General features: G+C 52.3%; 7 protein-coding genes. 2 read left to right on the plus strand and 5 right to left on the minus strand.

Annotated features, from left to right (window positions below; translation table 11 throughout):
* The 5 genes from C2M34_RS15090 to C2M34_RS15110 are packed head-to-tail and all read right to left on the minus strand — an operon-like array spanning position 1 to position 9125.
* Positions 1-2490 (minus strand): glycogen/starch/alpha-glucan phosphorylase, encoded by a 2490-nt coding sequence (locus tag C2M34_RS15090; RefSeq protein WP_105259306.1) that lies wholly within the window; start codon positions 2488-2490, stop codon positions 1-3.
* Positions 2487-4583 carry a glycogen debranching protein GlgX gene (glgX, locus tag C2M34_RS15095; RefSeq protein WP_234398827.1) on the minus strand — a complete coding sequence of 699 codons (2097 nt, stop codon included), beginning with the start codon at positions 4581-4583 and terminating at the stop codon, positions 2487-2489. The genes C2M34_RS15090 and glgX overlap by 4 nt, the downstream gene beginning before the upstream one ends.
* The gene (gene glgB / locus C2M34_RS15100; protein WP_105259225.1) at positions 4564-6798 is read right to left on the minus strand and encodes a 1,4-alpha-glucan branching protein GlgB; all 2235 of its coding nucleotides are present in this window, start codon (positions 6796-6798) and stop codon (positions 4564-4566) included. Before glgB ends, glgX begins: the two co-directional genes overlap by 20 nt.
* On the minus strand, positions 6788-8821 hold the full coding sequence (malQ, locus tag C2M34_RS15105) for a 4-alpha-glucanotransferase (protein WP_105259226.1): 2034 nt from the start codon (positions 8819-8821) through the stop codon (positions 6788-6790). The genes glgB and malQ overlap by 11 nt, the downstream gene beginning before the upstream one ends.
* A 4-nt stretch (positions 8822-8825) precedes the next feature.
* Positions 8826-9125, minus strand: a complete 300-nt coding sequence (locus C2M34_RS15110) for an isoamylase early set domain-containing protein (protein ID WP_105199862.1) — start codon at positions 9123-9125, stop codon at positions 8826-8828.
* Between the two features lie 416 nt (positions 9126-9541).
* Between C2M34_RS15110 and C2M34_RS15115 the strand changes: the two genes are divergently transcribed.
* Both C2M34_RS15115 and C2M34_RS15120 read left to right on the plus strand, forming a co-directional pair.
* On the plus strand, positions 9542-10240 hold the full coding sequence (locus C2M34_RS15115) for a lytic transglycosylase domain-containing protein (protein WP_158681463.1): 699 nt from the start codon (positions 9542-9544) through the stop codon (positions 10238-10240).
* Between the two features lie 14 nt (positions 10241-10254).
* Positions 10255-10788, plus strand: a complete 534-nt coding sequence (locus C2M34_RS15120) for a DUF2937 family protein (protein ID WP_105259227.1) — start codon at positions 10255-10257, stop codon at positions 10786-10788.
* The last annotated feature ends 239 nt before the right edge of the window (positions 10789-11027 follow it).

The raw sequence follows: 11027 nt of genomic DNA on the forward strand, positions 1-11027 counted from the left end.
CTATTCTCCTTGGGGTGTAGTAATCGGGTTTAGGTGCCAAATCTCTTGGCTGTATTGGGCAATGGTTCGGTCGCTGGAAAACGGGCCGGATGCGGCGGTGTTGAGCACACTCATTTGCGTCCAGCCTTGGTTATCCTGGTAAGCCTTGGCGACGCGCTCCTGCGCCTGGCAATAATCGGCAAAGTCGTAACAGGTGAGCCAAGGGTCGGTGTCGCTATAGAGCGCCGCCAGAATCGAGTCGAAAATCCCCGGCTCACAGACATTGAAATGACCGCTTTTCAGCAGCGCCAAAACAGCACTTAAATTCTTATCACCGGCGATAATGTCGCGTGCATTGTAATTTTTGCGAATGGCATCAACCTGCTCAACCTCGGCGCCGAACACAAAGAAATGCTCGCCGCCAAGGGCTTCGCGCATCTCCACATTGGCGCCGTCCAGGGTGCCTATGGTAATGGCGCCGTTCATCATAAATTTCATATTGCCGGTGCCGGATGCCTCTTTCCCTGCGGTAGAGATTTGCTCGGACAGATCCGCCGCCGGACAGATGGTTTCCATGGCGGTAACATTGTAGTTAGGCAAAAATGCCACCCTGAGCCAGGGCTTGGCTTTGGCATCATCATTGATGGTCGCCGCTACATTGCTGATCAACTTAATAAGCTGCTTGGCCATAAAATATCCCGGCGCCGCCTTACCGCCAATGAGTACGCAACGCGGCACCATATTGTCGGTATCGCCATCGCAGATGCGCCGATACAGATGAATAACATGAAGGATATTAAGCAGCTGGCGTTTATATTCATGAATACGCTTAACCTGAACGTCAAACAGCATATTGGCGTCAAATTCCACGCCGCACTGCGACTGCACCAGGGTGCACAGGCGCTGCTTATTGGCTTGCTTAACCTCTTGCCACTGCGCCAGCAACTGTGGCTCATCGTAATAACGGCGCAGTTTACTGATCTCGCTGAAGTCATCTTGCCAGTGCGCGCCAATCTTACTGGTGATCAGCGCGGCCAATTGCGGGTTACAGTGCATCAACCAACGTCTGGGGGTCACACCATTGGTCTTGTTATTGAATTTATGTGGCCATAGCTCATAGAAGTTTTTAAACAGGTTTTGCCTGAGTAACTCACTGTGCATCGCCGCAACGCCATTGACCGAGAAGCTGCCAACTATGGCCAGATACGCCATTCGCACCTGCGGCTCTGCGCCCTCCTCGATTAACGACATTTCCCTTTGCTTGTCGTTATTGCCGGGCCAACGTTTTGCCACTTCTATTAAGAAACGGGCATTGATTTCATAGATGATCTCAAGCAGGCGCGGTAATAGACGGGCAAACAGGGCTACCGACCATTTTTCCAAGGCTTCCGGCAGCAAGGTGTGGTTGGTGTAGGCCATGGTTTGGGTGGTGATGTCCCAGGCCTGCTGCCAGTCGAGCTCGTGCTCATCAATGAGCAAACGCATCAGCTCGGCCACGGCTATGCTGGGATGGGTGTCATTAAGCTGGAATACGTGATAATCGGCAAACTCGGTGAAATCATCGCCGCGGCGCTCAACCCATTGTTTTATTTTGTCCTGCAAGGACGCACTGCAGAGGAAATATTGCTGACGCAGGCGCAATTCCTTGCCGTTTTCCGAGGCATCATTGGGGTACAGCACCATGGAGATTTGTTCGGCCAGGTTTTTCTTCGCCACCGCCTCGGCATAACCACCGGCATTAAATTCACTTAAATCGAATTCATCGGTGGCTTCACTTTTCCACAACCTGAGGGTGTTGACCACATCATTGCCATTGCCGGGCACAGGCACATCATAAGGCACGGCAAAAACATCATGGGTGTCTACCCACACGCGATGGCTGCGCCCCTTGGCATCCTTAAATACCTCAACATGGCCGAAGAACTTCACCCGCACCGTTTGGTCCGGTGCCGGCAGCTCCCAGGGGTGGCCCTCATGCAGCCAGTGATCTGGTTGCTCAACCTGATAGCCATTATCCAAACGCTGGTTGAACATGCCATATTCATAGCGAATGCCATAGCCGGTGACCGGCAGGGCCATGGCCGCACAACTATCGAGAAAACACGCCGCAAGGCGTCCCAGGCCACCATTTCCTAGGCCTGCATCATGCTCGGCATCGGCGACATGCTCAAGCTCGGCGCAATAATTTGCCAGTGCGGCTCTGACCTCATCGGCCAAATCGAGATTTAAAATGGCGTTATTGAGGCTGCGACCAATCAGAAATTCCAAGGATAAATAAGACACGCTGCGTTTATCGGCATTATCATTGCGGGTATGGCGCATGCGAGCCACCAATCTATCTCGTATGGTCAGCGCCAATGCCTGATAGAGATAATGCTGGGATTCGCCGACCTTGTCGCGGCCCAGGGTGTAATGCAGATGCCGGGCAAGATCAACGGCCAGGGTTTGGCTGTCGAGCAAGGGGGCCTCTTGCCAATCATAGGGTTGGCATTGGGGTGCAGGTTTAGTCATGCTGAAGGTCTCACTATTTGCGGCCATGGAATATTGCTAAACACCCAGCTGGAGCCGGGGCTTAAGGTAAATTTGTCGCCTTGATGCATTGCTGGCATGGCGCTGCCGTAACCCTGGGTATCACAGTCACTGCTGAGCACGCAGTGCCAACGCCCGCGCTCCTCCGTAAGCGCCTCTGTGCACAAGCCCAAGGGCGGCAAACACAACTCACACTCGCTGCCACCACGGTGCAACACTAAGGTCAGACACTGCTGGCGATCATTGTCGATCAGGGTGTAGATCAGGGTATGCAAACTGGTATCGTGCCAATCCTGGGTTTGCATCTGGCGGCCATCGGGACGATACCAAAGCACAGTAAAGCGGGGATCATCCGGATGGATATGCCTGTCGAGCGTAAAAATGGCGAAGTAGCGGCGCACCGTCAGTAGTTCGCTGATAAAACTCGCCAAGGGATGATGGCTGTTGTAATCGTGCCAGGCCAGCCAGCTAATGGCGTTGTCCTGACAGTAAGCATTATTGTTACCGCCCTGAGTATGGCCCAGCTCACTGCCGGCGCTGAGCATGGGCACGCCCTTAGAAAGTAAGAGGCTAAGCAGCAGGTTCTTTTGTGCCTTAAGGCGGCGTGCCTTGATTTGCGGGTCCTGGCTATGACCTTCAACACCATAATTACAGCTGTAGTTGGCACTGTGGCCATCACGGTTATGCTCGCCATTAGCCTGATTATGTTTGTGTTCATAACTGACCAAGTCGGCCAGGGTAAAACCGTCGTGACTGACGACAAAATTAATGCTGCTGCTCGGGGGACGATTGACGAAAATATCCGCCGAGCCATGCAGGCGTTTGGCCAGCAGCCCCAGCATATCCGCATCGCCGCGCCAAAAGCGGCGAACCACATCGCGGTACTGATCGTTCCATTCCCGCCAGGGCGGCGCAAAAGCACCGAGCTGATAGCCACCCGGGCCTATATCCCAGGGCTCAGCAATCACCTTGGCACGGCGCAATACAGGGTCTTGAGCTAGACATTGAAAGAAACTGTGGGCGGCTTTAAACCCCCGTTTATCGCGACCAAGAATGGGCGCTAAATCAAAGCGAAAACCATCAACACCGAGCACCTGATACCAGTATCGCAGGCTATCGAGCACCAATTGCAAGGTTTGCGGGCGCTCCAGCGCCAGGGTGTTGCCACAGCCGGTGTCATTAATGTATTGACCCTCAGCATCAAGACGGTAGTACACCTGATTATCAAAACCGCGAAAATGGCAACAAGGTCCGAGTAAGGCGCCTTCACTACTGTGGTTGTAAACCACATCGACTATCACCTCCAGTCCATGGCGATGCAAGGTGGCAACCATTTCAGTAAACTCATGCGTGGGATTATCCAGGGCATACCCCTTATGGGGCGCAAAATAGCTTAAGGTGTTGTAACCCCAATAATTGCTCAGCTCCAAGGGCGCTAAAAATGGCTCGCTAATAAACTGCTGCACCGGCATCAGCTCAACAGAGGTGACGCCAAGCGCCTTTATATGCTCGATAAAGGCATCTTCGCTCAGAGCCGAAAAGGTGCCCCTTTTGGCGGCGCTGATACCCGGGTGACGCGCTGACCAGCCCTTAACATGGCACTCATAAATAACGGTTTGCGACCAAGGGATCTGCGGTCGCTTCCCGGCATAGGGAGTTCCCTGAAAGACCTTGGATTTAGGCATAAGATGAGCGTTATCCAAAGGACATAACACCCCCTGCTCGTCTATGGCACGATGGCGCACACTGGGCTGAAACTCGCCATAAAGCGCGTAGCTATAGGGGTCGATAAGGAGTTTATTGGCGTTATAGAGTTGCCCCTTGTGGGGCGCAAATGGGCCATGAACCCGGTAACCGTAGAGCTGACCTTCATAAATCCCATCGATTTGCACGCACCAAAGTCCGGCTTCACCGCGATACAGCTCCACCCGAGCCACTTCGCTATGGCCGGAATTATCATACAGGCACAGGGACACAGACTCGGCATGCTCGGCAAAGACGCAGAAATTCACGCCTTCGGCGTTGACCGAGGCGCCCAAGATATCTGTGTTGCCGTTACGGGTTAGCCACTGCATCCGCATCGCACTCCCACAACAAATAAATGCTGGCCAGCGGTCCCAGGCTTAATTGCAGCGAATAAGACTCCTGCAACCAGGGCACGGGCTCGGCCTCAATAAACGTATTTTCATCCTCAATAACGGCTACACCACTGCCGTCATAGGCTTGGTCGTCGCTGTTAAGTAACACCCTGTATTTGCCCGCTGCAGGCACGGGTAAGCGAAAATCATGGTGCACCTGAGGAGTAAAGTTATGCACGCAAATCACCTTTTGGCCGCCATCCTTAGCCGTGCGCACAAAGCTGAAAATACTGTGGGCACTGTTATCGCCATCAAGCCAGGTAAAGCCGCTGGGGTCGCGGTCGTTATCATGCAAGGCCCGGTATTGGCGATACACCAGGTTTAAATCACGCACCCAGTCCTGGATACCTTGATGACTGGCGTGCACCAGTAAATCCCATTGCAAGGAATTGTCATGGCTCCACTCGTCATGCTGAGCAAACTCACCGCCCATAAAGAGAAGTTTTTTACCCGGGTGAGCCCACATAAAGCCGTAATAGGCGCGCAGGTTAGCGAATTTCTGCCACAGATCACCGGGCATCTTATGTAACAACGAGCCTTTGCCGTGTACCACCTCGTCGTGGCTCAGCGGCAAAATAAAGTTTTCGCTAAAGGCATAGACCAGCGAGAAGGTCATTTCATGGTGATGATATTGGCGATAGATGGGGTCAAGCTGCATATATTTGAGCGAGTCGTTCATCCAGCCCATATTCCATTTATAACCAAAACCCAGGCCTCCATGCTCTACGCTGTTAGTGACCCCGGGCCAGGCGGTGGACTCTTCCGCCACCATCATGATCCCCTGATTGCGGGCATAGCAAACGCTGTTGATCTGCTGCAAACAATCTATGGCGCCGAGGTTTTCGCGACCACCAAATTTATTCGCCAGCCATTGACCGTTTTGCCGGCTGTAATCTAGGTATAGCATGGAAGCGACGGCATCTACACGCAGGCCATCCACGGCAAATTGCTCCAGCCAGTAAGTGGCATTTGACACCAAGAAGCTACGCACCTCCTGGCGGTCATAATTGTAAATATAGGTGTGCCAATCAGGATGGAAGCCTTGGCGGGTATCCGCATGCTCATACAAGTGCGTGCCGTCAAAACGAGCCAGACCATGGCTGTCACCGGGAAAGTGACCGGGCACCCAGTCGAGCAGCAGGCCGATACCCGCAGCGCGGCACTGGGCACAAAAGTAAGCAAAGTCCTCGGCACTGCCAAAGCGCGCACTCGGTGCAAACAGGCCTATACCCTGATAGCCCCAGGAGCCGTCGAAGGGATATTCGCTGATCGGCATCAATTGAATATGGGTAAAGCCCATTTCTTCTACATAGGGCAGCAACTGCTCCGCCAGTTGACGATAGGTTAAATACTCATTGTTTTCGCCGCGGCGCCAGGAGCCCAGGTGCACCTCATAGATGCTAATGGCCGCATCAATGGCATTGCGCTCGCTGCGCTGCTGATAATAATCTGGGCTGAGCGGCACAAGTGTTGGTATTTGCGCAACTACCGAGGCGGTGGCCGGCGGTTTTTCCATGGCCAGCGCATAAGGGTCGGCTTTTACCAGGTGCTCGCCCAGCGCGCTGTAAATGGAGAATTTATAACAGCTGCCCACTGGCACTGAGGGAATAAAAATGGCCCATACGCCGCTGTCATCAACACGGCTTAAGGGGTGTTGACGCTTATCCCAATGGTTAAAATCGCCAATCACGCTGACCGCCTGAGCATTAGGTGCCCAGACACTAAAGCGTACGCCACTAATTCCGTCGATATCCATGGGGTGCGCGCCTAAATGACGCTGCGCCTGCTGCTCTTGGCCCTGGCGAAAGTAAAAAAGGTTGGCGGCACTCAATCCCAGCCCCAGGCTAAACACATCCGCTTCCTGGCGCTCTAAATGCGGGTAACGTACTTGCAGCTCATAAGGTTCGAATTGCGCCTGGCTGGGCGCCAAAAACAGATCCGAATCGCCATAACGCTGCGCCTGAATTGTGCCCGATGCACTCACCACAGCCACAGATTCGGCGCCGGGTTTATAGGCAAGGATAAACCAGGCACCCTCGATACACTGATGACCCAATAGCTGGCGAGGCTCGCCCACTTTAGCCTGCTCAAGGGCCGCGAGGGCTGCATCTAAATTAACCGGAAACTCTACTTTTTTTGCGCTACGTGCCATTTCTAGTTCTACCTAATTGCTGAAGAAGGGACGCCCGACGCGCCAAAATCGCACCGCCCGGGGTGCTTAGTTGTCGCCGCCAATTGGGATATTGAGTATGGGTGCCGGGAACATTAACCGCCACCTGCTGGTTATCCAGGTCGTCCAGTTGCAGGGTCAGCAAGCGGCTAGGCCCTTTGGCCAACACCCGACACAAGGCCGCATATACTTCCTCACTTGTGGATTCTTGACTGTGAACCTGGTTATGCTTAGCGAGCAGCGCTAATAACTGCTCACGCAGCAGCTGCCTTTGGCGATATAAATCTTGTACTTGCTCTTCACTAACGAGCTGCAGTTTTTGCGCCTGTTCGATATCACCACCTTGCCACCAGGCGGCGAAGGGCGGCAAATCGTGATTGCTTATCATCAGCAAGGTCTGCTCGGGCAAATGCTCAGGCGCCCAAAAGCCATGCTGGTCGCGACAAAAATAGAAGACGGTATTGGTAAGCACTTGCGATTGGGCCAGCGCTGTTTGCACCTGCGGCGGTACCACGCCCAGGTCTTCGCCAATCACAGCGCAGCGATAGTGATGACTGAGGATTTTCACCGCCGCCAGCAACTCTTCAAAGGGGTAATACACATAGCAGCCCTGTTGCTCGCCCTCTTTTCCTGCTTGCTCTGACAGGCACCACCATAAACGACGCAGCGCCATCACATGGTCGATACGCAGCGCCCCAACATCGCGCATATTGGCGCCAAGCAGGCTTTTAAAGTAGCCAAAGTGCTCCCTTGCCATGCGTTTGGGATGAAGTGCGGGCATGCCCCAGTTTTGTCCATGACGGGCAAAGGGATCCGGCGGCGCGCCTATCTCGGCGCCCTGAGTAAAGTGCGATTGATACTGGCGATATTCGCCGCTAGCGCGCGTAACACCCACGGCCAAGTCGTTAATAAGCCCTATGCGCATGCCGCTGGTGATGGCCAGTTGCTGGCAATGTTTGCGTTGCAACCAGGCCTGCCACTGCCAATATTCATCCTGTTCACTGCTGTCGGTTGGCAAGGTATCCAGAGCATCGCGCTGGGCGTATTGAAAATGCTTAAAGGCGCTGCGACGCTCATCACAGGCGGATGCACAAAAATTCGTATAGAGACGCTGTAGCAAGGGCCATTTCAAGGCATACACCTGCTCGTAATCGAGCCAGGTGGCACTAGCAAGGCTTTGATATTGTTCATGCGCCTCGCTCAAGGCTTGGCGAAGCCCTTGATCGCAATCTTCACTGAGTTCGATACTGATATAAAGGGGGTGTAATAACAACCGACTCACAGGGCTATAAGGGCTGGCGGCCTTTGCGTCTTTGGTGTCGAGCAGGTGTAACGGGTTGAGCAGCAAATAATCTATCCCCTGCTCTGCGGCGGCAACAACTATGGCGGCTAAATCAGAAAAGTCGCCGATGCCGACACCGCGCTCGCTTGTCAGGGTATACAGACCAAAGGACAAACCCAGCAGCTTTGGCGCCGCCACATTTGTGGACTTTGTAAAACAAGGAACCTGATAGCTGTTTGTGGGCACCCACCATAATTGGGTATCTGCAACTTGCTCGCCTATTGTCACCTGGGCATCATAAAACCCGGGTGCGAGCCAGTTTTGCGGCAAGCTAAAGGCCAGTTGCACATAAATCTCATGGTCGAGGCAATAGTCGCCGACAATCTCACCCTTGGCCAATGACCAATCCAGGTGTTTGTCGCTGTCGCTTAACAGCAAATGCACACTCGCCTGGTTGTCTTGATACAAAGACTGAGGCAACCGCACCAAAAGGCGCGGCCGCTGCTCATGCACCAGGCTGGTGTTATCTACCAATTGCAGCCAAGGCGCGGCGTCCAAGCGAAAATTAAGCTCGGCCAGCGCCGCTAAATCCGCGCCGTCCACACCCATGGCCGTCAGGGCTTGGCTGCGCACCGCATCACTAAAGCGCAGCAACTCGCCTTCATAGCTATGGTATTCATAGCCAACACCCATGAGGTAACAGGCTTGCGCGAAGACATCCACGGCACTAACCTAAGTAAGTCGAAACAACGCTATTGTCAGTGCCAAAATCATTGGCAACATAGGCATCGGCCTGATGGTCGTTATCCCACTGCTCGTCGTTGATCAAATAGCGAAAGTGAAACTCGCTGTTTTTCGGTAAGCGCAGCTTGGTACGAAATAACTGATCCTTCTTCGAATATTGCATCGCCAGCGGTTGCCACTGATTAAACTCGGCGACTAAGGCCACAGCTTCGGCATCCGGATGCATATATTCAAAGGTGACTTCTGCTTCTTCTTTGGTTTTAAAAAAACGTTTTTTTAGCATAGCTGGGCTCCAAATAAGGTTGAATATTCGATCGCCACATCAATGTGCCATGGGTACTGCTAAGCAAATCGGTGTGTTTTGCAAAGTTTGAATTAGGCTAGCAGCCTAATATGGACGCTTTATTACAGTGCAAGCCGAGCGCCAAAATAGTGCAATTTTGGTTGTTAACCCCGAATTTACTACGTCCTAGCAGATCCATCGCATAAACAATGCCAACTGTTAGCAAGCGCAGAACACCTTTGTTAGATAAATGTACACAAAATGTGTTTTAGCCCCGTAGATAGCATTTAAAAGCAAGGTGGGTAAAAAGCTAACTCTCTGTGCGTTAAGTGAAAATTCATTTATACTACAAATTCTCATCCTAAATCATGACCCTGTGCTAGGCTTAAAGGTGAATCAAAATGCGAGCACACCACATGGAAAGACCACTTTTGTCAAAACTTAATGCCTTGAAAGTGTTTGTATTATTTGCCGTATTAGGGACAACATTTGCAGTTCAGGCACAATCCACCATCTATCACTACTACAACCAACAAGGGATCGCGGTTTTCACCGATGCCAAGCCCAAGGTTAAAGGCTTTGAGGTTGTAGAATTAAAATGTGACCAGTGCGATCAGCAACTAGCAGCCTGGCACAGAACCCCACTGTATACAGATAAATATCATCAGCACCTAGTCGCCGCAGCGAAAGAGAACGGCATCGACCTGGCGCTGCTCAAGGCCATAGTACATGCCGAGTCTAACTTTAACCCCAAGGCCGAATCCAACAGGGGAGCCAAGGGCTTAATGCAGCTTATGCCCCTGCTGATAAAAGAGTTCAATATTAACGACCCTTTCGATCCGGCAGAAAATATTGCCGCTGGCAGCGCCTACTTTGCCCATTTGTTAAAACGTTTTAAGGGCAACGCCAAACTCGCGGCCGCAGCCTATAATGCAGGCCCCAGCAGAGTGGTGCACTATGGCGGCGTGCCGCCGTTTAAACAAACCCGCGCTTTTGTTCAGCGCATAGATATTTTGCGTAATCGCTACCGACAGTATTCTGAGGAGCAAGAGCTGCTGGCCTCGCAATTAATGGTGAAAAATGACACACTGGAGCAATCTGTTACTTCACCTTAAGTTCTCGTAAACCTATGCTAAAGATTATCCGTTGGTGCCGTAATTACCTGCGCTTATGTGTGTTTTTTATTGCCGCCTTGGTTGGCCTACAGGTGCCAGGATTTAAAGATGATTATGGACATGCGCTGCGCGCGGCAATGGTTGAAACCAACGCCGCCGTAGCGCCTTTTAAGGAAGATGCCGCACAATTTTTTGGCGGTTCCCTCTCCCAGTTGTTAGCCCATTATCAACAAAGCAACGACCCTGTGTATGCCAAAGGTGGCGATAATCTTGCCACACTGTTACAGCGTAGTAACACCTTGGAATTGGCCCTTGAAGAGTTTAGCCAACACCCCTACCTGCACCTGGTTCGCTCCCCGGTGCAAAGCATAGGCACTCAGGTCTGGCATAATTACACGCCGCAAATCCAGCTTAATCTTGAAGCCCTGGCCAGCGCGGTTATTTTTGCCCTAATAGTCAGTTGGACGATTGAGGCCTTGTTTGTGTTAATGGTACTGGCACTTATGCGTATCGGACGTATGCTCCGCCCTGCGCGGAGCCAATCCTAGGGTCTGTTGACCTTTGTTGTTTGTTTCTGCAGCAGTTTGTAGTGTATTTATACAAGGCGGCACATGTGTGGTGTAGTTATTCTACATAAACATGTAACAACACAGTAGAAATGCGCTACAAGCGCTGCCCTGCGGGTTCATCTAAACGTATCCTGCTCTGTGTTACTCGCTATGAACATAGGCGAGCAAGACCGAAGCAATGCTTCGCAGCTTAGCGAGGTGAGCGCATGGATGCGCGA

This window comes from Pseudoalteromonas sp. T1lg88 (genome assembly GCF_002964765.1).
In the GTDB taxonomy this organism is placed as follows: domain Bacteria; phylum Pseudomonadota; class Gammaproteobacteria; order Enterobacterales; family Alteromonadaceae; genus Pseudoalteromonas.